Raw genomic sequence first — 19614 nt, forward strand, 5'->3', positions numbered from 1 at the left:
GCCCGGTTCGTGCCCCAGCCGCCATAGGCCAGCTCCACGGTGTGGGTCTTGGCCACCGCCCGCCATCCCGCCTCCAGCAGCCGTTCCACCGGGGCGGCGTGGCGGGCCGGATCGGGGTCGAGCGGAACCCGGCCCCCGCCGCCGGTGGCCACATGGGCGACATCGATCAGGTCCTTGATCGCGAAACTCGGCCCCTCGCCCCGGCCCAGCGGCGGTTCGAAGACATGGGTGACGCAGTGCAGCCGTTCGGCCAGGGCCTTGTCGAAGGTCACGGTTCTCAGCTCCGGTCAGGGCTCCAGGCGCGTCGCCCGCCAAAGCCCAGTCTGACAGAATCCGACACGCAAGTTGAGTTCGGAGACCCCATGCCCGAGCCTAGGGTTCCGGCCATGGACCCAAGCTCTGATATTCACCCCACCGCCGTGATCGAGCCCGGCGCCGTGATCGGGCCGGGATGCCGGATCGGGGCCTACGCCTATCTGGGAGCGGAGGTGGTGCTGGCGGAGGCCAATGTGGTCGGACCTCACGTGGTGATCGAGGGGCGCAGCCGGATCGGGCGCGGCAATCGGTTCCTGCAGTTCGCCTCGATCGGCGCCGGGCCGCAGCGCGACGGCTGGGCAGGGGAGGTCGGACGGCTGGAGATCGGCGCCGACAATGTGTTCCGAGAGCAGGTGACGGTGAACGCTTCGACGGGGGAAGCGCCGACCCGGATCGGCGATCGCAATCTCTTGATGACCGGCGCCCATGTCGGCCACGACGTCCAGCTGGGCAGCGACATTCGCATGGCCAACGGCGCGACCCTGGGCGGCCACGTCCAGGTCGAGGACTTCGCTTGGATCAGCGGCCTGTGCGCCGTTCACCAGACCTGCCGGATCGGGACCCACGCCTTCGTGGCCGGCGGGGCGATGGTCGTCCAGGATGTCCCGCCCTATTGCCTGGTGCAGGGCGATCGCGCCCGGCTGGCGGGATTGAACACCACGGGACTGAAACGGGCCGGCCTGGGTCATCCCGAGCTCGCGGCCCTGCGACGGGCCTATCGGGCCTTGTTCCTGAGAGGCGGGACGCTCGCCGAACGGATCGCCGCCGCCCGCACGGGGTCGCCGGAAAGTCCCGAGGTCCGGCGGCTCGCGGATTTCCTGGAGAGCGCGGCGCGGGGCGTCATCAGCGCGCGCCGCCGTCACGCCTTGGCGGCCTGACCCCCTCAACCGGCTGCAGTCTCCGGCCGCGCACGACCTGGCCCGTGCTGGAGGCGGCTTGTCAGGTCGCCGCGCTGACCTCGTCCTCGTCCTGGGGCGCCCAGCGCGACAACGCCCCCAGGAGGGCGGCGGGACTGATGGGTTTGCCCAGGTGATCGTTCATCCCCGCGTCCAGGCAGGTCTGGACCTGCTCGGGCAGGACATTGGCGGTCATGGCGACGATCGGGGTGTTTCGTGCGCTGGCCTGGGGCAGGGCGCGAATGGCGCGGGTGGCGGACAGCCCGTCCATGATCGGCATCTGCACGTCCATCAGTACGATGTCGTAGGTCTCGCGGCTCATCCGGTCGACGGCCTGGACCCCGTTCTCGGCGGTCTCGATGACAATGTCGAAGGGGGCCAGCAGGGCCTGGATCAGCTCGCGATTGACCGCCACGTCCTCGACCACCAACAGCTTCAGCGGCCGGTCGGGCGCCTGGGCGGTGGGCGGCGGGACGAGGTCGGCGACCGGCCCCGTCGCCAGCGGCAGGGTCAGTTCGAACCAGAAGGTCGAGCCCTCGCCCGGGCGGCTGTCGACCCCCAGGGTCCCGCCCATCAGCTCGATATTCCGCTTGCAGATCGCCAGGCCCAGGCCGGTGCCGCCATAGCGGCGCGACACCGAGGCGTCGGCCTGGGTGAAGCGGTCGAACAGGTGGACGATCTGGTCGGGGGCGACGCCGATGCCGGTGTCGGTGACCTCGACCCGCAGCCGGTCCCCGGCCTCGCCGGCCGGCGTCTGCTCCAGCCGCACGCCTACGGATCCGGTGCTGGTGAACTTCATGGCGTTGGACAGGAAGTTCATCACCACCTGGCGGATGCGCACCGCGTCGCCCATCAGCGGACGGGTCTGGCCCGCCACGTCCAGCCGCATGTCCAGGCCCCGGTTGGTCGCCTGGTCAGCCAGCAGGCCGGTCACTGCGGCGGCGGTCTCGGCGGGATCGAAGGCCCGGGCCTCCAGCTCGGCGGCGCCGGCCTCCAGCTTGGAGAAGTCGAGCACGTCATTGACCAGCTCCAGCAGGCTTTGGCTGGCGTCATGGATCAGCTTGGCGTGGCGGGCGTCCTCCGGCTCCAGGCGCTTGGACCCGCCGAGGATGCCGGAGAAGCCGATGATGGCGTTGAGCGGCGTGCGCAGCTCATGGGTCATGTTGGCCAGGAAGTCGGACTTGGCGGCGGCGGCGGCCTCGGCCCGGCGCCGCGCCTCCAGCAGCTCGGCCTCCATCTCCATGCGGGTGTCGATGTTGCGCGACACCGAGATCAGCATGGTCTCGCCGTCCGGGCCTTCGCCAGGAATGATTCCAAAATTGGTCTCGACCCACACCGTGTGGCCCAGCTTGTGGACGATGCGGTAGCGGTGGGTGGACTGGCCGCCGGTCTGGGCCAGTTTGGACAGCTCCTTGGGCACCCACTCCTGATCCTCGGGATGCAGGAAGGTGTAGTTCTGGGTGCGGAACAGCTCCTCGGGGGAATAGCCCATGGCCTTCTCGATCGAGGGCGACAGATAGATCCGCCGGCCGTCCAGGCCGTTCAGGGCGATGACGTCGGTGACATTGTCGGCCAGCACCCGGTACTGCGCCTCGGAGGCCTTCAGCTTGGCCTGGGCTTCCTCGAACTGACGCCGCGCGGCCAGGGCCCGGAACACCCCGTCGGAGGCGAAGGCCAGCGCGATCACGAACAGGGCGATCACCGGGGTCATGTGCAGGTGGCCGACATTGGGCGTCAGACCGAGCCAGAGCAGCAGGCCGAGCCCCGGCAGGGCGCCGCCGACCACGAAGCCGGACGGCGACTGATAGGCGTTGGTCTGGGTGAAGAAGATCACCGACAGCCACAGTATGGCCGCGCAGATCTCGCCCTCCGGGGCGCCCGTGGCCCAGAGCAGGCCCCCCAGCACCATCCAGATCAGGCAGCCGGTCGCCAAGGTCGCGATGTGCAACAGCCGCAGGCGAAATCCCGCCCGGCCGCCGAGGAACTGGCGACGCGTCACGAACCAGCTGAACAGGTCGTTGCCGAATTGGAAGGCCAGCCAGATCAGACAGACCGAGCGCGGCAGCATGCCGCTCGCCAGGACCGCCACCGCCACCCCGATCGCCAGGCGCATGGCCGTGCCCTGGTGACTGCGCGCCGCCAGCTCGTCGAGCCCGTCGTCCAGCAATCGCCTCAAGGCGCCGCTCCTCCCCAAAAGGACCTTATGCTTAACGGCCGTCAGGTTGAGGTGAAGTTACCGCCCGGACCGGATGCGGACCTCTAGCCCCTTGTTTTATCGCCGATTTCCCGCCTCGGTGGCGCCGAGCGGCGCGGGCGCGACCTAGGGCGGTGGGCCGGCCAGGACTTCGCGTTTGCCGGCGTGATTGGCCGGGCTGACCACGCCCTCGTTCTCCATGCGCTCGATCAGCGAGGCGGCGCGGTTGTAGCCGATCTGCAGCCGGCGCTGGACGTAGGAGGTCGAGGCCTTCTTGTCGCGGGTGACCACGGCCACGGCGCGGTCATAGAGGTCGTCGCCGGAGCCGCCTTCGCCGTCCGCGCCGTCGCCGCCGCCCTCGCCGTCCTCGTCGCCGCCGGCGGTGACCTCTTCAAGGTACTGGGGCTGGCCCTGGTCGCGCAGGAACTTGGCCACCGCCTCGACCTCGCCATCGGAGACGAAGGGGCCGTGCAGGCGGGTGATGCGGCCGCCGCCGGCCATGTAGAGCATGTCGCCCTGGCCCAGCAGCTGCTCGGCGCCCTGCTCGCCCAGTATGGTGCGGCTGTCGATCTTGGAGGTGACCTGGAAGGAGATCCGGGTCGGGAAATTGGCCTTGATGGTGCCGGTGATCACGTCCACCGACGGCCGCTGCGTGGCCATCACCAGGTGGATGCCGGCGGCCCGGGCCATCTGGGCCAGGCGTTGCACGGCGCTTTCGACCTCCTTGCCGGCCACCATCATCAGGTCGGCGACCTCGTCGATCACCACCACCAGATAGGGCATGGGCTTGGGATCGATCCGCTCGCTCTCATAGACCGGCCGGCCGGCGTCATCGAAGCCGGTCTGCACCGTGCGCTCGAAGTGCTCGCCCTTGGCGGCGGCCTCCTTGGCGCGCTCGTTATAGGAGGCGACGTTGCGCACCCCGATCTTGGACATCATCCGATAGCGGTCCTCCATCTCGCGGACGGTCCACTTCAGGGCGACGATGGCCTTCTTCGGATCGGTGACGACAGGCGCGAGCAGGTGCGGGATGCCGTCATAGACGCTGAGCTCCAGCATCTTCGGGTCGATCATGATGAACCGGCACTGCTCGGGCGGCAGGCGGTAGAGGATCGACAGGATCATGGCGTTGACCCCCACCGACTTGCCCGAGCCGGTGGTGCCGGCGATCAGCAGGTGGGGCATCTTCGACAGGTCGGCGATATAGGGCTCGCCGCCGATATTCTCGCCCAGCGCCATGGGCAGGGCCTGGCTCGCCTTCTCATATTCGGCGCTGGCCAGCAGGTCGCGCAGATAGACGGTCTCGCGCCGCGCATTGGGCAACTCGATGCCGATGGCGTTGCGGCCCGGCACCACGGCGACGCGGCAGGCGGCGACCGACATGGAGCGGGCGATGTCGTCGGACAGCGCCACCACCCGGGCCGACTTCACACCCGCGGCGGGGACCAGCTCATAGAGGGTGACCACGGGCCCGGGCCGGATCTGGTCGATCTGGCCGCGCACCCCGAACTCGGCCAGCACGCTCTCCAGCAGCTGGGCGTTCTGGCGCAGGGCGCCCTCGTCGAACTGGGCGGCGCGGGGCTTGGGCCGGGCCAGCATGGCCAGCTCGGGCAGGGCGAAGCCGCCGGAGGGGCGCACGAAGTCGAAGGCGCCCTGGGCCTCGCGCAGTTCGCGGCCGGATTCCTTCGGCGCGGACTTGGGCTGGCGGATGGCCACGGGGGCCGGGGCCGGGGCGGAGGCGAGCTCGGCTTCGTCCTCGTCGTCGGGAGCCTCGGCGACGGGGCCGGGAAGGTTCACCGCGGCCGGGATGGGGGCGGGGGCGGGATCGAGGGCGGCGGCCGGTATGCCGGGTTCGGCCTTGGCGCGGCGCGGCGCGGCGGCGCGGGGCGCCTTGACCGGCGCGGGGGCGGGCGCCTCGGCCTGTCGGCGCAGGGCCTCGGCCATCCACTCCAGGGTTCCGGTCAGGTCGATGCGGCGGACGCCCAGGGCGAAGCCCAGGCTCCAGCAGGCGCCGGCGGCCAGCAGCATGGCGGCGATGATGCGGGCGCCGGGCAGGCGGGCGAAATGCAGCAGGGCGGCGACGGCGCCCAGCAGGCCGTCTCCCCAGAAGCCGCCCAGGCCCCGGGCCAAGGGCCAGGCCTGGGGCGCAGGGGGCGCGGCCAGCATGCCGGCCAGGGCCAGCAGGCCCAGGGCGCCGACCAGGGCGCGGCGGCGGACGTGGCCACGGGTCAGGTCCGGCTCCGGCGACACCGCGCGATAGAGGCCGAACATCACCATCAGCAGGGCGGCGACGCCAGCGCCCAGGCCGAGCGACTGCACGCCGACATCGGCCAGGGTCGCGCCGACCCCGCCCAGGGCGTTGACCGGACGGCTCATGGCGGCGGCGTTCAGGCTGGGATCGGCGGCGTTATAGGTCGCCAGCGCCACGGCGAGCGCGATGCCGGAGGCCGCCACCAGACCGCCGCGCAGCCGGGCGGTGGTGGGGTGCGACCAGGCCAGACCCGCGATGTGAAGACCAAGCTCCAGACCCGTCTTCCGCGCCGCCCGCGCCATACGCTTACAAGCTCCCGTTCTGGAAGCCTGATCTATGGGGGTCAGAGGGTTAAGAGGCGTTTACTTCGGCTGCGACCGATTGCTCATCCTGAGCGCCGAGCTTCGGATTCCCGCCAAGTGGCGGGCGACGTCTGAATCGAGATTCCCCTCCGCCGCGATCCGATCTAGGTATCGAGACATGTGGAGCATGCCCCTCGGCGTTCGCAAGGTCGTGGCCGTTATCGTCGCCCTGTGCGCGATTGGCGGCTTCGCCATGGGCTTCATCAGCGTGCCGGCCAAGAGCCACCTGCCCGGCGAAGGCCTGCCGGGCTCCGGCGCCGCGCCGATCGACGCCATGGAGGCCACGCCCCTGGCCCCCAGCGAGCCGTTGGTCGTGACCAGGCCGGCGGCAGCCGACAAGAAGGCTGCGGATGACAAGAAGGACGCGCCCGATCCCCTCGACGCCGTCACCGACGCCTCGAAGCTGACGCCGCAGCCGGAGGTGAGCGCGGTGGAGAAGCCCGCCCCCAGGCCCGGCGGCAAGTCGTCCGGCCCGCCGGAGGACAAGGTCGGCGACCTGCTCGACGGCATTACTCCGCCGCCCGGCGAGGACCCGCCGCACTGATCAGCTGAGCGGTTTGGGGCCCGCCCCGTGCGCGGCGAAATGGGCCAGCATCCGCGTCCAGCCGTCCTTGGCCGCCACGGGGTCGTAGCTGGTGCGGTAGTCGGCGTGGAAGCCGTGCTGGCTGTCGGGATAGACGATGATCTCGCAGTCCTTCTTGTGCGCCGCGACCAGCGCCGCGCGCATGGCCTCGATATCGGCCGGCGGGATGCCCTGATCCTTGCCGGCATAGAGGCCCAGCACCGGGGCGTGCAGATCGCCGACCAGCTGCAGCGGCCACCTGCGGTCGGCTTCACCCAGGAATTCGGTCGGCTTGGGCGGCGACAGGCGGCCGTACCAGGCGCAGCCGGCCTTGAACTCCTTGAATCTTTCACAGGCCAGCCAGGCCACCGCCCCGCCCCAGCAGAAGCCGGTGATCGCCATGTGGCCCCGGTCGGCGTATTTCTGACCCTTGAGGAACTTCAGGCCTGCGGCGATGTCCCCGGTCACCTGGGCGTCGGAGGCCGTCGCCACGATGCGGCGGATTTCATTGAAGTCGTTGGTGGTCGAAGGGTCGCCGGCGCGGACGAAAAAGTCCGGGGCGATGGCCACATAGCCGAGCTTGGCCAGGCGGCGGCAGGTGTCGCGGATATATTCGTGGATGCCGAACACCTCGCAGACCACCATCACCACCGGGAAGCGACCCTTGGCGTCGGGGCGGGCGACATAGGCCGGAACCTGGCGGTCGGCGGCCGGCAGCAGCACGGTCTCGCAGACCAGCCCCTGGTCATCCGTGCGGATCGGCTCGGCCTGGGCCGACAGGGCGTAGACCGCGTAGCCGCCGAACGCCGCCAGACCCAGGGCCCGTCGCGACAGGGCGACGTCTTCCGAACGGGTCCCTTCGGGGCGTGTAAGCGTGGTCATGGCCGGCCTCCCTGGCGTTGGCCCGACTCTGCGGCCATGGCCGATTTCTGTCAAAGCCCGGCGGCTATACCCGTTCCAGTGATGCGCCACGACGCCACGCCTCGGCGTTTCGAGTTCGGCGAACTTCCCACAGATGATTGTATTACAACATTAAAATAGAATACCCCTATAATGAGTATAGGTTTTGGCGCCCGTTTTGGGCGCCCCCTCCCCCCGGCGAAAGGGTCTCTTAAGACCGAAGGCCCGCAGTGCATCCATACGACGTTCAGCAAACGCCGTTCCCCGTTCCCCTGACCGACCGGACGCACGCTCAGAATGTCTTTCCGCATCGCCCACGCCACCCGCGCCCTCGGCGTCTTCCTGATCCTCAGCGTCATCGCGCTCTGCGCCGTGTCGCTGTTCGCCCTTGAGCAGGTGCGGATCGGCAGCCACGCCTATCAGCAGATCTCCGACTCCAAGGACCTGACCGCCGACATCCTGCCGCCGCCGCTCTATCTGGTGGAGGCGCATCTGGCCGTGATGGAGATCGAGGCCGACCCCTCCGCCCTGACCGAACAACGGCCGAAGCTCGACCGCATGCGCAAGGACTTCGCTGACCGCATGGCCTTCTGGCGCGCCCGCGCTGTCGACCCCAAGGTCGCGGACATCCTGTTCGATCGTTCGGACAAGGCGTCCAAGGCGTTCTGGAGCGCGGTCGACACCCAGATCATTCCGGCCGCCCAGGCCAATGACAAGGCGGCGCTGGCCACGGCTGGCGCGGTGGTCGATCAGGCCTATGACGCCCAGCGCGACGCGGTGGAGGCCATGGTCCCGCTGCTGGCCGACGCTGTGAAAGCCTCCGAGGCGCGCGCCGACAAGGCCATCAGGTTCAACCGCCTGCTGATGCTGGGCGCGGGCCTGCTGATCGGAATCGCCTCGATGCTGGCCCTGCGGGCGCTGCGGGGCCGCGTGGTCGCGCCGATCGAGGCCATGACCCGCTATATGAGCCAGCTGGCGGCCGGCGACTATGAGCAGGAACCGCCCTATGCCGCGCGTGACGACGAGGTCGGCGACATGGCCAAGTCGGTGGCGGTGTTCCGCGAGGGCGTGCTGGAGCGCCGGGCCTTGCGCCAGTCGCAGGATGAGCGGGAGAAGGCGGCCCACGACGCCGAGCTGCGTGTCCTGGCCGAGCGCGCCGCCCTCGACGAACAGCGCGGCCAGGTGGTCGCGGCCCTGGCCGATGGCCTGTCCAGCGTCGCCAAGGGCGAGCTGACCTGCCGGCTGAACAACCCCTTCCCCGCCGAATACGAGGGCCTGCGCCACGACTTCAACGCCGCCGTCGCGGCCCTGGACGAGGTGGTGGCCACCATTGGCGGCGCGACCTCCGGCGTGCGCACCGGCTCGACCGAGATCGCCCACGCCGCCGACGACCTGTCGCGCCGGACCGAGCAGCAGGCGGCCAGCCTGGAGGAGACCGCCGCCGCCCTGGAAGAGCTGACCGCCACGGTCAAGGGCACGGCGTCTGGCGCCAAGGAGGCCCGCCAGTTCGTGGCCGAGGCTCGCAGCGGGGCGGAGCGCTCCGGCCAGGTGGTCGAACAGGCGGTCTCGGCCATGTCGCGGATCGCCGAGTCCTCGGGCCAGATCAGCCAGATCATCGGGGTGATCGACGAGATCGCCTTCCAGACCAACCTGCTGGCCCTGAACGCCGGGGTCGAAGCGGCCCGGGCCGGCGAGGCGGGGCGCGGCTTCGCGGTGGTGGCCGCCGAGGTCCGGGCCCTGGCCCAACGCTCGGCGGAGGCGGCCAAGGAGATCAAGGGCCTGATCGCGGCCTCCGGCGACCATGTGAAGTCCGGGGTCGACCTGGTCAGCCAGACCGGCCAGGCGCTCGGGGCGATCGTCGCCCAGGTCGCCAGGATCGACGAGCTGATGGGATCGATCTCCTCGTCCTCGCAGGAACAGTCGACGGGGCTGGCCGAGGTCAATATAGCGGTCAATCAGATGGACCAGATGACCCAGCAGAACGCGGCCATGGTGGAAGAGACCACGGCCGCCGCCCACGCCATGAGCGCCAACGCGGTCGAGCTGGCCGAACAGATCTCGCGGTTCCACACCTCCGGTTCGCCGGCCGCCGTCCTGTCCAGGCCCGCAGCGGCCCGGGCGACGCCTGCCGTCCGGGCGGCGCCGGCGCGGACCCACGGCGCCCTGGCCCTGGCGGCCGCGCCGCGCAGCGAGGGGTGGGAGGAATTCTAGATGCCGACCCGCCGGCTTCGCGCCCTGGCCGAGGATGACACCGGTGACCCGGCCACCGCCAGTGCGGTGGACCGCGATATCGGCCGGCTGAGCGCCGACTATCTGCTGCGCGCCATCGCCGAGCTGGCCAAGGTGTTCGAGGGCGACATCCTGCTGGGGGTGATCTTCCTCACCCTGGCGCGGGTCAGCGTCGAATATCAGGGCCCTGACCTGCGCAATCCCCAGGCCGACGCGGAAGGCGTGGTGTCTGATGCGGGACGGCGGCCGATCACCACCCTGGCCCTGGCCAATTCCCTGAACATGCCCCGCGAGACGATCCGGCGCTACGTCAATCGCCTGGTCGAGCTGGGCTATTGCCAGCGCGACGGCGAGCGCCGGCTGATGGTCACCGAGGCGGTCATGCGCCGGCCGGAGATGGCCCAGATGATCCGCGCCAATCGCCGCCATCTGGAGCGGGTCATCGCCCCTCTGCGCCGCGCGAACCTGATCTGAGCCGCCAACCGGGATAGGTTGGCGCCATGGAAGCTTCGCGCCTCATGAAACCCGGCCGCTGGCGGACCCTGACGCCCGGCGAGCGCGCCCTGGCCCGGTCGGTTCCCCGGGTCGCCTTCGATCCCAACGGTCTGCGCCTCTTCGCCGCGCCCTGGCTTCCCCGCGCCTTCGTGCCTGGCGCGGGTCTGATCGTCTGGCCGGCGGCAGGGGCCTGGACGGACTTCGCCCTGGCCCCGCTGGAGGTCCAGGCGGTGTTCGTGCACGAACTGGTTCATGTCTGGCAGGCGCGCTCCGGCGTCTTCCTGCCCTGGGCCAAGCTGCGGGCCGGGGATGGGCCGGGCGCCTATGCCTATGACCTCGCCGTCGCGCGAGATTTTTCGGCCCTCAACATCGAGCAGCAGGCCATGGTGGTCCAGCACGCCTTCCTGGCCGCGCGAGGCGCCGCCGCCCCTTATGGCGCCAGGGATTACGCGGCCCTGCTGGACAGCTGAAACCCCCGCTGGCGGGGGGTCCGGAGATTTGACAAGGGTCAAACACTCTTGCGGGACGCCCCTGCCATCCCATATCGCGACTCGACGGCGGTTTCCCCACGGGTTAACCGCCCGAGACCCTGAATCGAACCGGGGACGACGACCAAAAACGGGGCGCTTGTGATCAAGGCCCTCAAGGCGACGTCCGCCAACAAGGAGCGAGTAAGAGACTCGACATGAGCAAGATCATCGGCATCGACCTGGGCACGACCAATTCGTGCGTTGCGATCATGGACGGCAAGACGCCGAAAGTGATCGAGAACGCCGAGGGCGCCCGTACGACCCCCTCCGTGGTGGCCTTCCTGGACGACGGCGAGCGGCTGGTCGGCCAGCCCGCCAAGCGCCAGGCGGTGACCAACCCGTCCAACACCCTGTTCGCGATCAAGCGCCTGATCGGCCGCTCGGCCTCCGACCCGCTGGTCGAGAAGGACAAGGGCATGGTGCCCTACGAGATCGTCAAGGGCCCGACCGGCGACGCCTGGGTCAAGGCCCAGGGCAAGGACTATTCCCCCCAGCAGGTCTCGGCCTTCATCCTGCAGAAGATGAAGGAAGCCGCCGAGCAGCATCTCGGCGAAAAGGTCGAGAAGGCGGTCATCACCGTCCCGGCCTATTTCAACGACGCCCAGCGTCAGGCGACCAAGGACGCCGGCAAGATCGCCGGCCTGGAAGTCCTGCGCATCATCAACGAGCCGACTGCGGCGGCGCTCGCCTACGGCCTTGAGAAGAACGACGGCAAGAAGATCGTCGTCTACGACCTCGGCGGCGGCACCTTCGACGTCTCGATCCTGGAGATCGGCGACGGCGTGTTCGAGGTGAAGGCCACCAATGGCGACACCTTCCTCGGCGGTGAAGACTTCGACATGCGCATTGTCGACTATCTCGCCGACGAGTTCCGCAAGGAGACCTCGGTCGACCTGCGCAAGGACAAGCTGGCGCTGCAGCGCCTGAAGGAAGAGGGCGAAAAGGCCAAGAAGGAGCTGTCCTTCACGGCCCAGTACGAGGTGAACCTGCCCTTCATCTCGATGAACGCCTCGGGTCCGCTGCACCTGAACATCAAGATCACCCGCTCCAAGCTGGAAGCCCTGGTCGAGGACCTGATCGCCAAGACGGTCGGCCCCTGCGAACAGGCCCTGAAGGACGCGGGCCTGAAGAAGTCCGACATCGACGAAGTGATCCTGGTCGGCGGCATGACCCGCATGCCCAAGGTCGTGGAGACGGTGAAGGCCTTCTTCGGTCGTGAACCGCACACCGGCGTGAACCCCGACGAAGTCGTGGCGCTCGGCGCCGCGGTCCAGGCGGGCGTGCTGCAAGGCGACGTCAAGGACGTGCTGCTGCTCGACGTCACCCCGCTGACGCTCGGCATCGAGACCCTGGGCGGGGTGTTCACCCCGCTGATCGAGCGCAACACCACCATTCCGACCAAGCGCTCCCAGACCTTCTCGACCGCTGACGACAACCAGTCGGCCGTGACCATCCGGGTCTTCCAGGGCGAGCGTCCTATGGCGCACGACAACAAGATGCTGGGCCAGTTCGACCTGGTCGGCATTCCCCCGGCCCCGCGCGGCGTGCCGCAGGTCGAGGTGACCTTCGACATCGACGCCAATGGCATCGTCAACGTCTCGGCCCGCGACAAGGCGACCTCGAAAGAGCAGTCGATCCGCATCCAGGCCAATGGCGGCCTCTCCGACGCGGACATCGAGCAGATGGTCCGCGAAGCCGAGGCCAACAAGGCCGAGGACGAGAAGCGCAAGGCGGTGGTCGAGGCCAAGAACCAGGCCGAGACCGTGGTCCATTCGACCGAGAAGGCGATGGCCGAGCATGGCTCCAAGGTCGGCCAGCCCGAGCAGGACGCCATCAACGCCGCCCTGGCCGATCTGAAGTCGGCCCTGGAAGGCGAGGACGCCGAGGCGATCTCCGCCAAGACCCAGACCCTGATCCAGGCCTCGATGAAGCTGGGCGAGGCCATGTACGCGGCCGCGCAAGGCGGCGACGGCCAGCCGGAAGCCTCGGGCGGCGACGACGTGGTCGACGCCGAGTTCGAGGAAGTCGGCGACGACGACAAGAAGTCGGCCTGACGACCGCCCCATGGCGGCCCTTCGCATCATATGTGTGAGGCGGCCGCCATCGGGGGGCCCTCAGCCCGCGCGCCCTGGCGCGGGCCTTGCAGGGGGCATTACGCCCACCCACTTCCTTTTCATGAACAATTGAACGCCTGACCTTCCATGCGGGACTATTACGAGATCCTGGGTGTGACCCGTGGCTGCGACGAAGCCGCGCTGAAGTCCGCCTTTCGCAAGCTGGCCATGGAGCACCATCCCGACCGCAATGGCGGTTGCGAGGAGGCTGAAGGGCGCTTCAAGGAAATCAACGAAGCCTATTCGATCCTGTCCGACGCCAAGAAGCGGGCGGCCTATGACCAGTTCGGCCATGCCGGGGTCAATGGGTCCCAGGGCGGCCAGGGCGCGGGCTTCGCCGATGTGAACGACATCTTCTCGGAGGTGTTCGGCGACGTCTTCGGCGACATGTTCGGCGCGCGTCAGCGCCGCAGCGGCCCGACCCGGGGCCAGGACCTGCGCTACGACCTGGAGATCAGCCTGGAGCAGGCCTATGCCGGCTCCGAGGTCGAGATCGTGGTCCCGGCCTCGATCACCTGCGAGACCTGCGACGGCTCCGGCGCCAAGCCCGGCACCAGCCCGAGCGTCTGCGGCTCCTGCGGCGGCGCGGGCCGGGTGCGCGCCAGTCAGGGCTTCTTCTCCATCGAGCGCGCCTGTCCCCGCTGCGGCGGGTCCGGCCGCCAGGTGCTCGACCCCTGCAAGGATTGCCACGGCCATGGCCAGGTGCGCCGCGAGCGCACCCTGCAGGTCCGCATCCCCGCAGGTGTTGATGACGGCGCCCGTATCCGCCTGGCCGGCGAAGGCGACGGCGGGACCCAGGGCGGTCCGCGCGGCGACCTCTACATCTTCCTGTCCGTCTCCCCGCACGAGCTGTTCGAGCGCGACGGCCTGGACCTGCTCTGCACCGTTCCCGTGCCCATGACCGTGGCGGCCCTGGGCGGCGAGATCGACGCCCCCTGCCTGATGGGCGGCGAAAACTGCGACGGCAATTGCAAGATGACCGTCAAGGTGCCCGAGGGCGCCCAGACCGGCCGCACCGTGCGGTTGAAGGGCAAGGGCATGCCGTCCCTGCGCTCGCGCGATCGCGGCGACCTGGTGGTCGAACTGTTCGTCGAGACGCCCACCAGGCTGACCGCCCGCCAGAAGGAGCTGTTGCGCGAACTGGGCGATCTCTGCGGCGAGCAGCAGAACCCCAAGTCGGCCAGCTTCATCGGCAAGGCCAAGCGCTTCTGGGAAGACGTGACGGGGAACTGACCCTCACCCTTAGGTCCCCATCCGGGGCGGGAAAACATACCCGTCTCTCGAAAAACCCCTGCAACAATCCTCGGTCAGGTCTAGTCTGACCGTAGAACAACGCGGCCGCGTGGACGGCCCGGCAGGGGAGGACGTCATGGGTCTGAAGACCGTCATTCTGGCCGCCAGCGCGCTCTGCGCCCTGGCCGGCTCCGCCACCGCCGGCGACTATTCCAAGAGCCTGGTTCCCGGCTATCCCGACGTGGCGGCGGAATATCTGCAGATTCCCGGCTACGCCGCGCCCGGCACGCCCAAGGCGCTGAACACCGCCAGCTTCCTGCGTCTGCGCGCCGCCGTCGACGGGGATGCGCCGCGTTCCGCCAATGCGGTGATCGTCGCCCTGCCGGGCTTCGCCTCCACCCCGGCCCACTGGCTCTATCTGGCCAGCCAGCTGGTGCATAAGGCCCAGGCCCGCACCTGCGACGGTCAGCCCTGCCGGGTGGAGGTGTGGGTGCTGCAACGGCGCGGGCCGAACCTGGCCGACACCACAGGCTTGACGGCGGCGCGCAAGGCGAAGACCCCGAAGCTCGCCCTGGACTACTATCTCGGCGCTGACGCCCTGAAGCCCTCCGCGATCGCCGGCGCCCCGGCCCAGGTCGGCCCCGCCACCGCCCAGGCCAAGTGGACGCCGCTGTCCGAGCAGGACCTGGCCTTCATGGCCGACTGGGACTTCCAGACCTATGCCGGCGACGTGGACGCGATCATCGGCCTGATCGGCCAGAAGACCGGTGGTCACAACATCTTCCTGGCCGGCCACAGCCAGGGCGGCGGCTTCGTCGCCAACTATGCGGCGCGGATGAAGGCCAATGGCCAGCGTGGGATCGTCGGGCTCTCGGGCCTGATCTTCCTGGATGGCGGACCCTCGGCCGGAACACAAAGCGAGCCGACCCCGGCCGAGATCGATGGCTATTTCGCCCATGTGGACGACCTGCGGGCCGGCAAGGCAGCGGTCTATACCGACGCCAATGGCCTGCTGGGCGCAGTGGCCGGGCCGGCCTCGGCCGCCAGCCAGTCGGTGACCGGGATCTACTACGCCTTCTCCGACCCGAGGGCGGAATCGATCTTCCCCCTGCGCACTTCGGCGATGAAACAGGCCCCCGGCGACCAGTTCCTCAAGGCGATCCGCCTGACCTGGCTGGCCCGGGCCGGGACCAGCTTCGACACCGATCCGGTCCCCGGCGGCGGGGTGCAGATGCCGGTGCTGCAGTTCCTCGGCGAGGGGCTCGGCGTCCTGGACTTCAAGCCCGTCCCTGGAACCGAAACCCAGTGCGACCTGACGCCGCCCGCGCCCCTGCCGCCGGGTCCGGCCCGGATGATGATGGGCGCCCCGCCCAAATGCGTGCCCTCCGCCGCCATGGTCGATCCGAACAAGGTCTATGGCTGGATCGAAGGGGGCGGAAACGGCGGCTCGGCGATCGACGCCGGCAAGGCCAAGGCCTGGATGGACAGTCAGGCCTTCGCCCCGGCCCGCTCCAACATCAAGCCGGTCACGGTGGCCTTCAAGACTGCCGGAACGCTCACCCTCGACGCCGCCGACATGATCGGGGCCAACTGGTACCCGTCCGAGCGCTGGGATTATGACGCCGGCTTCGTCGGCAAGTACAAGCTGCTGAAGCTCGACCGTGACGGGGTGAAGCTCGACGTCGACAAGACCGCCATCGCCAATATCCCGGTCTATGTGGCCCGCCAGGGATTCACCCAAGGGGTCTCGGGCAATCCGTTCCCGGGGGTCAGCGACTATACCGAGATCAATCGCACGGGGACCTGGCAGACCGATCCGGCCAAGGCGGTCGTGGCCTTTGATCCCAAGATCAATGTCGCCATCCTGCACCATACCGACTTCGTCTCGGCCGACGATTCCACGCCGGATAAAGGCCGGCCGGGGGATGCGGGGAATTCGGCGGTGGCCAACACCCTGATCGACTGGGTGCTGAAGCGGGCCAAGGGCGCCGCCGTGGTCCCGACGCCCAAGGCGCTGGGGGTCGTGACCCGCTACTGAACCAAAGCCCCGATGTCTGGCCACAGATAGCTGACCTCATGCACCAGCCCGCCGGGACCCGGCTCGCGGCGGGGGGCCGTGGCTTCGCCACCCAGATGTTCGTAGAACCGCCGGGCGGGCAGGTTGTCGCGCAGGGTGGAGATCATCAGCGACCGCGCCCCCTGGTCGGCGAACACCCGGGCCATGGCGATCAGCAGGCGCTCGCCGAGGCCCTGGCGCTGGGCGGCGAGCCGGACATAGAGGGTGTGGATCTCGGCCTCCCCGGGCCGGCGCGAGCGCGAGGGTCCGCCCGAGGCGTAGCCGACGATGCCATCGCGATCGGCCACAGCCAGGGTGGCGTCATGCGGACCGGGCTGGATCAGCGATCGCTCGAACCGCCGGGCGTGGACCGGGACCGACATGCGGTCGAGATAGCTGTCGGCGATCAGGCCGCGATAGCTCTCCCGCCAGGCGGCCACGTGGGTCTGCGCGAGCGCCAGGGCGTCGCCCGGTCCCGTCGGAAAGATCACATGCGAGATGGTGTCCTGGTCCATGCGCGCCTCCGCCCCGTCCCTAAAGCTTGGGGTTTGCGCGCCCAGGTTCAAGAGCAAGGCTGACGCGGACGACGGGCGCCGTTAACCTGTGCGTCGCCCATGAACGCCCAGATCCCCCCCAGCGCCTCGACCCCTGAAGCCATCGGCGCCACGCCGGTCATGGCCCAGTTCTTCGAGGCCAAGGCCCGCCAGCCGGACGCCCTGGTGTTCTTCCGCATGGGCGACTTCTACGAGCTGTTCTTCGAGGACGCCGAGAAGGCCGCCGCCGCGCTGGGCATCACCCTCACCGCCCGGGGCAATCACGGCGGGGCGCCGATCCCCATGTGCGGGGTGCCGGTCCACGCCGCCGAGGCCTATCTGGCCAAGCTGATCCGCGCCGGCTTCAAGGTCGCGGTCTGCGAGCAGATGGAAGACCCGGCCGAGGCCAGGAAGCGCGGCTCGAAATCCATCGTCCGCCGCGATGTCACCCGGGTGGTGACGCCGGGCACGCTCACCGAGGACGGCCTGCTGGACGCGCGCGGCGCCAATCGGCTGGTCGCCGTGGCCGTACGGGCGGGCTCCGCCGCCGTCGCCAGTGTCGAGCTCTCCACCGGCGAGGTGGAGTGCTGGGCGGTGGCGCGCGAGAACCTGGGCTCGGCGCTCGCCGCCCTGGGGCCTTCAGAGATCCTGGTCCCCGACCGCCTGTTCGCCGACGAGGGGCTGAACGCCGCCCTGCGCGCCGCCGGCGGCCTGGTGCAACCCCTGCCCCAGGCGCTCGCCGAACCCGCCGCCGCCGAGGCCCGGCTGAAGCGGCTCTATGGGGTCGAGACCCTGGACGGGTTCGGGACGCTGTCCGGCGCCGAGATCTCGGCTCTGGGCCTGATCGCCGCCCATCTGGAGACCACCCAGGCCGGCCGCGTCCCGGCCCTCACCGCGCCCCGTCGGGCGGGCGAGGCCGATGTCATGGCCATTGATCCCGCCACCCGCGCCAGCCTGGAGATCGAGCGCAGCCTTTCGGGCTCCCGCGAAGGCGCCCTGCTGGGGGCGATCGACCGCACCATCACCGCTTCCGGCGCGCGGCTGCTGGCCGCCCGCCTGGCCCGGCCGCTGCTGGACCCGGCCGCCATCGAGGCCCGGCTCGACGCCATCGACTGGTTCGTCGAGCACCGAAGCCCTCGCCAGCGGCTCCGGGAGGCCCTGCGCGGCCTGGGCGACATGGCCCGCGCCCTCTCGCGCCTGGCGCTGGGACGTGGCGGGCCCCGTGACCTGGGCTGCCTGCGCGACGGCCTGGCCACCGGCGAGGCGATCGCCGCCCTGTTCGCCGAGGCGCCCGCCGCGCTCGACCCGCCGCCGCCCGCCGAACTGACCACCGCCGTGGCCGGCCTCGACGCCGCCCGCCACCCGAGGCTGGCGGAGTTCCGCCGCCTGTTGGCTGAAGGTCTGGGAACCGAGCTGCCGCTGCAGGCCCGGGACGGCGGCTTCGTGGCCGCCGGCGTCCGCGTCGAGCTCGACCAGGCCCGGGCCCTGCGCGACGACAGCCGCCGGGTGATCCTGGCCCTGGAACAGCAACTGGCCGCCGACAGCGGCGTGGCCCTGAAGATCCGCCACAACGCCGTGCTGGGCTATTTCGTCGAGACCACCGCCAAGGCGGCCGAGCCCTTGATGGCGGCGCCGCTCAACGCGACGTTCATTCACCGCCAGACCCTGGCCAACCAGGTGCGGTTCACCACGGTGGAGCTGGCCGAGCTCGACGCCAGGATCGCCCAGGCGGCCGAGCGGGCGCTCGCCATCGAGCTCTCCACCTTCGAGGCCTGGCGCGAAGCCGCGCGTGAGGTCGCCTTCGAGATCCAGGCCGCCGCCGAGGGCGCCGCGCGCCTGGACGTGGCGGCGGGCCTGGCCGAATGGGCGGGAGATGTGGGCGCCACACGGCCGATCATCGACCGCTCCACCGCCTTCGAGGCCGAGGGTGCGCGCCACCCCGTGGTCGAGGCCGCGGTCAAGCGGGCCGGCGACGCCTTCACCCCCAATGACTGCCGCCTGGATGGCGCGGGCGTCGTGGGTCCGAGGCTCGCCCTGGTCACCGGCCCCAACATGGCCGGCAAGTCGACCTTCTTGCGCCAGAACGCCTTGTTGGCCGTGCTCGCCCAGTCGGGCTGCTATGTGCCGGCGCGGCGGCTGCGGCTGGGCGTGGTCGACCGCCTGTTCAGCCGGGTGGGAGCCGGCGACGATCTGGCCCGGGGTCGCTCGACCTTCATGGCCGAGATGGTGGAGACCGCCGCCATCCTGACCCAGGCCACCCCGCGCTCCCTGGTGATCCTCGACGAGATCGGCCGGGGCACCGCCACCTATGACGGTCTGGCCATCGCCTGGGCCTGCGCGGAGGCCCTGCACGAGACCAATCGTTGCCGGGGGCTGTTCGCCACCCACTATCATGAGCTGGCCGTGCTCGAAGGCCGCCTGGCCCATGTGGCCAATCTCTCGCTCCGGGCCAAGGAGTGGAACGGCGACCTGATTTTCCTGCACGAGGCTGGCCCCGGGCCCGCCGACCGGTCTTATGGCGTGCAGGTGGCCAAGCTGGCCGGGGTGCCGCCGGCGGTGGTGGCCCGGGCCCGCGACGTGCTGGAGCGGCTGGAGCGCGAGGCCGGCGCCCCGGCCCATCTCGACGACCTGCCGCTGTTCGCCGCCACAGCGCCCGCGCCCGAGCGCCGGGGCCCCAGCGTGGTGGAGACCGCGCTCTCCGATCTCGACCCCGACAGCATGAGCCCGCGCGAGGCGATGGACGCCCTCTATCGGCTCAAGGGCCTGATGGCCTGACCATGGGATTGAGGGCGCTGATGGTCGATGTCGACGGGGTCCTGGTCCACCCGCACGGCGGCGGCCATTGGAGCGACCGGCTGGAGGCGGACCTTGGCCTGTCGCGCGCCGACCTGGACCGGGCCTTCTTCGCTCCCCACTGGCAGGACGTGATGCTGGGCCGGGCCGA

General features: G+C 70.0%; 13 protein-coding genes and 1 pseudogene. 9 read left to right on the forward strand and 5 right to left on the reverse strand.

Translation table 11 applies throughout. The features are described 5' to 3' along the window. Nucleotides 1-272 (reverse strand): annotated as a pseudogene (locus tag Q7P21_RS10580) (hypothetical protein); the annotation flags it as partial. A gap of 90 nt (nt 273-362) precedes the next feature. On the opposite strand from Q7P21_RS10580, the gene lpxA reads away from it, so the two are divergent. Continuing rightward, entirely contained in the window at nt 363-1193 is an 831-nt protein-coding gene (gene lpxA / locus Q7P21_RS10585; protein WP_304177062.1) for an acyl-ACP--UDP-N-acetylglucosamine O-acyltransferase, read from the forward strand. Nucleotides 1194-1254: 61 nt separating this feature from the next. On the opposite strand, the gene Q7P21_RS10590 is transcribed toward lpxA, so the two are convergent. Next, entirely contained in the window at nt 1255-3387 is a 2133-nt protein-coding gene (locus Q7P21_RS10590) for a PAS domain-containing hybrid sensor histidine kinase/response regulator (protein ID WP_304177064.1), read from the reverse strand. Nucleotides 3388-3531: 144 nt separating this feature from the next. Then, nucleotides 3532-5958, reverse strand: coding sequence for a DNA translocase FtsK 4TM domain-containing protein (locus Q7P21_RS10595; protein WP_304177066.1), 2427 nt, complete (start codon nt 5956-5958; stop codon nt 3532-3534). Nucleotides 5959-6145: 187 nt separating this feature from the next. Between Q7P21_RS10595 and Q7P21_RS10600 the strand changes: the two genes are divergently transcribed. After that, nucleotides 6146-6562 (forward strand): hypothetical protein, encoded by a 417-nt coding sequence (locus tag Q7P21_RS10600; RefSeq protein ID WP_304168144.1) that lies wholly within the window; start codon nt 6146-6148, stop codon nt 6560-6562. On the opposite strand, the gene Q7P21_RS10605 is transcribed toward Q7P21_RS10600, so the two are convergent. After that, the gene (locus Q7P21_RS10605; protein ID WP_304168141.1) at nt 6563-7462 is read right to left on the reverse strand and encodes a dienelactone hydrolase family protein; all 900 of its coding nucleotides are present in this window, start codon (nt 7460-7462) and stop codon (nt 6563-6565) included. 315 nt (nt 7463-7777) lie between these two features. Here Q7P21_RS10605 and Q7P21_RS10610 point away from each other — a divergent pair, with 315 nt between their 5' ends. From Q7P21_RS10610 to Q7P21_RS10635, 6 genes are all read left to right on the forward strand, one after another. Continuing rightward, entirely contained in the window at nt 7778-9691 is a 1914-nt protein-coding gene (locus Q7P21_RS10610) for a methyl-accepting chemotaxis protein (RefSeq protein WP_304168139.1), read from the forward strand. Beyond that, the gene (locus Q7P21_RS10615; RefSeq protein WP_304168137.1) at nt 9692-10183 is read left to right on the forward strand and encodes a hypothetical protein; all 492 of its coding nucleotides are present in this window, start codon (nt 9692-9694) and stop codon (nt 10181-10183) included. Between the two features lie 44 nt (nt 10184-10227). After that, nucleotides 10228-10674 carry a hypothetical protein gene (locus tag Q7P21_RS10620; protein WP_304177067.1) on the forward strand — a complete coding sequence of 149 codons (447 nt, stop codon included), beginning with the start codon at nt 10228-10230 and terminating at the stop codon, nt 10672-10674. 215 nt (nt 10675-10889) lie between these two features. Next, the gene (dnaK, locus tag Q7P21_RS10625) at nt 10890-12788 is read left to right on the forward strand and encodes a molecular chaperone DnaK (RefSeq protein WP_304168132.1); all 1899 of its coding nucleotides are present in this window, start codon (nt 10890-10892) and stop codon (nt 12786-12788) included. A 147-nt stretch (nt 12789-12935) separates the two neighbouring features. Beyond that, a complete protein-coding gene (gene dnaJ / locus Q7P21_RS10630) occupies nt 12936-14081 on the forward strand; it encodes a molecular chaperone DnaJ (RefSeq protein ID WP_304168129.1) in 1146 nt (381 codons plus the stop codon). A 136-nt stretch (nt 14082-14217) separates the two neighbouring features. After that, nucleotides 14218-16119 carry a hypothetical protein gene (locus Q7P21_RS10635; RefSeq protein ID WP_304168126.1) on the forward strand — a complete coding sequence of 634 codons (1902 nt, stop codon included), beginning with the start codon at nt 14218-14220 and terminating at the stop codon, nt 16117-16119. Here the strand turns inward: Q7P21_RS10635 and Q7P21_RS10640 are convergent. Then, entirely contained in the window at nt 16113-16652 is a 540-nt protein-coding gene (locus Q7P21_RS10640) for a GNAT family N-acetyltransferase (RefSeq protein ID WP_304177069.1), read from the reverse strand. The two genes, Q7P21_RS10635 and Q7P21_RS10640, sit on opposite strands and share 7 nt — an antisense overlap. Nucleotides 16653-16751: 99 nt before the next feature. Here Q7P21_RS10640 and mutS point away from each other — a divergent pair, with 99 nt between their 5' ends. Then, a complete protein-coding gene (mutS, locus tag Q7P21_RS10645; protein WP_304177071.1) occupies nt 16752-19445 on the forward strand; it encodes a DNA mismatch repair protein MutS in 2694 nt (897 codons plus the stop codon). The last annotated feature ends 169 nt before the right edge of the window (nt 19446-19614 follow it).

Origin of the sequence: Phenylobacterium aquaticum (assembly GCF_947378715.1) — a bacterium.
GTDB classification, from domain to species: Bacteria; Pseudomonadota; Alphaproteobacteria; order Caulobacterales; family Caulobacteraceae; genus Phenylobacterium; species Phenylobacterium aquaticum_A.

Excerpts from the sequence above, each read along its gene's own strand:
- Q7P21_RS10635 (WP_304168126.1), top strand. The coding sequence starts at position 14,218 with ATGGGTCTGAAGACCGTCATTCTGGCCGCCAGCGCGCTCTGCGCCCTG.
- Q7P21_RS10610 (WP_304168139.1), top strand. The coding sequence starts at position 7,778 with ATGTCTTTCCGCATCGCCCACGCCACCCGCGCCCTCGGCGTCTTCCTG.
- dnaJ (WP_304168129.1), top strand. The coding sequence starts at position 12,936 with ATGCGGGACTATTACGAGATCCTGGGTGTGACCCGTGGCTGCGACGAA.
- Q7P21_RS10605 (WP_304168141.1), bottom strand. The coding sequence starts at position 7,462 with ATGACCACGCTTACACGCCCCGAAGGGACCCGTTCGGAAGACGTCGCC.
- Q7P21_RS10620 (WP_304177067.1), top strand. The coding sequence starts at position 10,228 with ATGAAACCCGGCCGCTGGCGGACCCTGACGCCCGGCGAGCGCGCCCTG.
- Q7P21_RS10615 (WP_304168137.1), top strand. The coding sequence starts at position 9,692 with ATGCCGACCCGCCGGCTTCGCGCCCTGGCCGAGGATGACACCGGTGAC.
- lpxA (WP_304177062.1), top strand. The coding sequence starts at position 363 with ATGCCCGAGCCTAGGGTTCCGGCCATGGACCCAAGCTCTGATATTCAC.
- dnaK (WP_304168132.1), top strand. The coding sequence starts at position 10,890 with ATGAGCAAGATCATCGGCATCGACCTGGGCACGACCAATTCGTGCGTT.
- Q7P21_RS10600 (WP_304168144.1), top strand. The coding sequence starts at position 6,146 with ATGCCCCTCGGCGTTCGCAAGGTCGTGGCCGTTATCGTCGCCCTGTGC.
- Q7P21_RS10595 (WP_304177066.1), bottom strand. The coding sequence starts at position 5,958 with ATGGCGCGGGCGGCGCGGAAGACGGGTCTGGAGCTTGGTCTTCACATC.
- Q7P21_RS10640 (WP_304177069.1), bottom strand. The coding sequence starts at position 16,652 with ATGGACCAGGACACCATCTCGCATGTGATCTTTCCGACGGGACCGGGC.
- mutS (WP_304177071.1), top strand. The coding sequence starts at position 16,752 with ATGAACGCCCAGATCCCCCCCAGCGCCTCGACCCCTGAAGCCATCGGC.